Raw genomic sequence first — 3,818 nt, forward strand, 5'->3', positions numbered from 1 at the left:
GCCAAGTGTGTACCAAGCGCTATTTGAGAAATTCGGCAAGAAGGAAATAATGAAGCTGATCGGGAGTATGACGCTTATTGCTAGGACAAGAATTTGAACTATAAAATTCACAAACGCCACTAACAACAAAGGAACACCCAGCACACAAGCAAAGCCTAACGAAAATATGGCCACGCCGATTTTATTCGGAATTCCTGATTGCGCCATCATGGTATTATTAAGCTCATTAGCTTCTGATGAAGCTATTTTTTTTCTTTCTTTATATCCATCTTCATTGAGCTTATATTCCAGTAGTTTAGTGATCCTGTCTTTATCATCCTTCGTGATCTTACTCTCGTCTGTCATGCCATAGTTCATATTTAAATATGGCTTATAGACAGCAATATCAAAGTATTGATTACGAAGGAGAGCGATAGACCCCTCTAATTCTTCGCCTTGTGCGATATCTCGTTCATCATTGAAAAGCGTTCCGCTTTTCATAATAAGCCCCTGCACTTCACTGCTAACATTGTTCATCGCCTTTAAAAACCAACCGGCTTGCGTGAACCAAACGAAAGCAATCAAAATCACAACAATCAATCTAACTGTGGATTGCCCTGCCTTCATACCGTTTTTTTGGCCCACATACTGAAAAAATATATAGAGAACAGCTATCGTAAACAATAAAACACCAAATGCAGCATAAAGGTTTTCCCATAAAGCAGTCGATATTTTTCCGACCTTATCAGCGAATTGGTTTACAACCTCTACGTTATATAGCCAGTCAAGGCCGGTATCAACTAAATTCGCGATCATCTTAGTCATTCCAAAAGTTATACTTGCGATACTATTCAGATTTTTATTGATGTTTTTTTCCGAAAAAGGATTTAAGCTCGACTCCACATCGGCTACCGCATCATATTGATCGTAGCTGTATCTTTTACTATCAAGGGTGACTCCTCCCTGCTTTACATCCTTCGGCTGCACCTTATTGCTATTATCGTCTGCAAAAGCAGCAGTCCCTAAAAAGGAAATGACGATGACGAAAACAGATAGGGTGAGCAGAATTATTTTCGAGCCTTTTTTCATGTCTTCCCTCCTGTCTACATGACTACATGTCTACACGTATACATGCAGGCTTATTCTTTTACATTTTCCGTATAATCAGGCTTTCCAAGATCGTCATCACCTTCTGGATACAAGTCATATTCATCGTTCTTTTGTTTTTCATAAGTCATTCTAATTGTGTCGCCATCTCGAATTTTAAAATCTAATGAAATATACTTCCCATCTTGATAAACACGAATTTCGGCATCTTCACGGTTTAATTTATCTATGTCTTTATCTACTCCGTCCTTCTGTAACCTTTGATTTTGTATGCTTACTACTTGATCTATGGCTTCATCATATTTCGCCTTTGTACCGCCACAACCGGCCATGCCGGTTATGGCTGCCAAAAGAGCAAAAGATAAAACAAGTTTTTTTATCATGCCAGTTCCTCCTCTGCTCTAGCGGAGTGTGATTTTTCAACTGTCTTAAATGCTTCTCTCCATTCCTCGAATAAGCAATCTATCGACAGCTTTCCAACACGTCCGTAAAAATCCATAAACAACGCCTGACCTTTTACCATATTCGCAAGCATCTCCTCATTTTGTTTTGTTTGCGGAAGGTTCATCGTCTTTAAAATGTCTGGACGGTCAACATCGTTATCGAAAGCAAAACGCGCACCGAAATTCCCCTTATCATCATCTGTTTCGGAGTCGGCCATATTTTGAGAAACAAGATATAGCTGATTTTTAAAGGAACGTCCTACACGCTTCATATCCTTAACTAATCGCTTACCGCCGCGGGCTTTAGTCAACGTCCAAGCTTCATCGAAAATGATTGCTGTCGGATCATCATGACTGCGGCGACCAAATTTTTCACAGAATTTTGCAAGGCCAATCATAATGCTAAGGCTTTTCCTGTCGCTGTCACTGTAATAACGTGGGTCATCATCTTCATTCGGTAAGTCTAAACCGGCAATTTCTAAAATAGTTACTTTGCGATTCAAGTTAATGGCATCAGCATCCCCATAGCTGAAAACTAATTGAAGAATGCTATTCTGAACCATTTGGACAAGAAGCTCGCCTGCACTCTTAATTGTTGGGTCCTCACTATTCGCTAGATGATCTACAACATGCATAAGCCCAACGGTTTCTCCCTTTGCTTTTCGCTCAATAACCGCATCTAAAGTTTTCAGAACTTCGGTTTTTACAGCATCTTTCCCATGCAAATCATAAATTTGCTCAATGATGTTTTGAGCAGTCTCTTTCGCTTCAAATCCATCAAGGAAGATAATTGGGTCTAAAACGCCAAAATTCTTTTTATCAGAGGCATCAAGCGTGACGTAGTGGAATGAGCGAATCAATTCTACAAACATCGGATACTTAACCCGTACATCTGGATCACTAATCGCTTTCGTAAACCACTTTCGTACCTCCACCTTTGGGTCAGTCATTAATACCTGACAATCCAAGAAAGAGAGATATAGCAGGATCATTTTCACTAAAAAGGACTTACCTTTTCCAGTTGCTCCTGTAATATTTACATGTGGGCTGTCGGTAGAAGCACCGGCGATTCCCTCATTAGCCATAAACGGATGGTAAAGCACAATATCTCGACTGCTGGCTATAGATTGGTCGATCGGGACTTTTTCTGTAAATTTGTCTACTCTTCCGAAATAAAACCCCACATTCGAACCAAGCCGGCTTGATACGGCAAAAAGATTTTCTGCAAAGCCTTCATGTGTTGTTGACTGCACCCAGTTTTTTTCGAATTGCATCGGTGCACCATGCAAAAATTTATAGAAAAGCTGCAACTGATCGGCGATAGGACGCACACAATAGATTTGTGAATGCTTCATGATCCTAATGACTTCGCTTGCTCTGTGCTTACATTCCTTTTTAGTCTTTCCGCTGACAACAAAAGTCGCTACCCACTTCAAATATGGTGAATTGTGATTACGGATTTTATTGTTTAAATCGGTAAGCAATTCACGGCCAGATAGGAGCCTGTCATCTATTTCTTCAACCTCGCTCATATCCCGCTGCGTTTGCTTGAAACGTTGTTTTGTTAAAGCAATTTTGTTCAATGTTGATTCTTTTGACTGGTATTGCGCTTTTATGTGCAGCTCTACGGGGAAATTTAAATTTTGCGCCTTTTGAAAAATGTGGGAGTATTCCATGTCCTCGGGAAAGTCATCGACTACGACAAAACTTGTATAGCATTCCCCTTCAGTTGTCTGAAGCTTTAGAAACCCGGGTTCCGTTGGATCAATGATAGCGTCGGTTATATTGGTTTGACCGCGCTTTTTTTGTTCTTCAACCACACTATGGTGTATATCTCTTAAGAAATTGTATCGGTTTATATAGATCAATTGATCTTCTGTAAGCCGGCGACCGCCAACGCTTGCCACCAGTTGAAAAAGGTCTTTTTCAAGCCCTTCAAATCGTTGGAAAAACTCTGCGGTCATTTCTCTTTCCAATCCCAAAAGGTTTACCAATACGTCTGAAACAGACGTAAAGGCATTCCTCACAACTCCTTTGATATCTTCTGACCCTTCTAAGAGGTTTCCTTTCAAGCGTACACCGAGAATGAAATCTGGCTGCGTGACGCTGCCAAGCTCATTTTCTAAAATATTTATCGTTTCACGATTATAATATCGCCCGATCTCTAAGGTGCTCGGATGAAAGTCTTTCTCCAAATACTCAAAACGCTGCTCTAAGTCCATGTGCTGCGGGTACATTTCTAAGTGAATATCCTTGTACTTTTCTAATTCTTTAAACAGTATCCTAAAC

General features: G+C 40.2%; 3 protein-coding genes. All 3 read right to left on the reverse strand.

All coding sequences use genetic code 11. From position 1 onward, the window contains the following. Positions 1-1,068: CD3337/EF1877 family mobilome membrane protein (locus tag ACFVAJ_RS21730; protein ID WP_376947953.1), on the reverse strand; the 1,068-nt coding region annotated here is incomplete at its 3' end. Positions 1,069-1,118: 50 nt separating this feature from the next. Beyond that, on the reverse strand, positions 1,119-1,469 hold the full coding sequence (locus tag ACFVAJ_RS21735; protein ID WP_104843702.1) for a cystatin-like fold lipoprotein: 351 nt from the start codon (positions 1,467-1,469) through the stop codon (positions 1,119-1,121). Continuing rightward, positions 1,466-3,818, reverse strand: a 2,353-nt coding sequence (locus tag ACFVAJ_RS21740; RefSeq protein WP_376947956.1) for an ATP-binding protein, incomplete at its 5' end; no start/stop codon positions are given. The genes ACFVAJ_RS21740 and ACFVAJ_RS21735, both read right to left, overlap by 4 nt.

The organism is Agromyces sp. NPDC057679 (genome assembly GCF_042799635.1).
In the GTDB taxonomy this organism is placed as follows: Bacteria; Actinomycetota; Actinomycetes; order Actinomycetales; family Microbacteriaceae; genus Agromyces.